Genomic DNA, 680 nt, shown 5'->3' on the forward strand with positions numbered 1-680 from the left:
TGATCCGGCTGGATATGGGGGGATGGGCCGGGACGCCGGAGGGGAACTGCTGGGCGCGTGCGCTGGAGGCGGTGTCCATCGCGGCGGATGGGTCGCGCCACATTCGCCTGACGGCGGGGAGGACGTACAGCGTGCAGTCGGCGTACGGGAGTTATCCCGCCGCTGCGTGGCTGGGGGACGGGAGGTTCGAGTTCGCCCATGGGGAGGGGCCGCTGGCGCAGGGGCTGCGGCTGGGGGATACGGCGACGCTGCGGCTACTGGTCCCTGCCCTGACGACGGCGGCCATCGGCGGGACGGAGGGGGACAATGGGGAGGTGGCTGCCGTGTATGCCGCCTGCCTGCCGGAGACGGAGGTGCGGGGGTATTTTACGAAGGGGCAGAAAAAGGTGTCCACAGGAGTGCGGGTGCGGCTGGAGAGTCTGCCCTCGGGGGCGGTGCTGATGGACCGCCACCAGCAGCAGAACGGCCACTGCCGGGGGAGCTATGACTGGAATTACGGCTGGGCGGGCCCGGTGTGGGGGGATACGCAGGTGCGCCTGACGGTGTGGCCGCACCAGGCGCGCGGGCCGTGGGGCGGGTATTTGATTTCTCCGGCGATCAGCCGGACGCTGTCGGCGCGCATCATCCAGATGCAGACGGAGGCATGAAGATGGGTTTGAACAAGTTTTAATGATTTTATG

At 67.9% G+C, this 680-nt stretch carries 1 protein-coding gene; it reads left to right on the plus strand.

The window, feature by feature from the left end:
• A partial coding sequence (locus tag AC781_RS13930; protein WP_176712484.1) for a hypothetical protein occupies positions 1 to 647 on the plus strand: 647 nt, incomplete at its 5' end.
• Positions 648 to 680: the final 33 nt, after the last annotated feature.

Origin of the sequence: Neoakkermansia glycaniphila (assembly GCF_001683795.1) — a bacterium.
Classification (GTDB): Bacteria; Verrucomicrobiota; Verrucomicrobiia; order Verrucomicrobiales; family Akkermansiaceae; genus Akkermansia; species Akkermansia glycaniphila.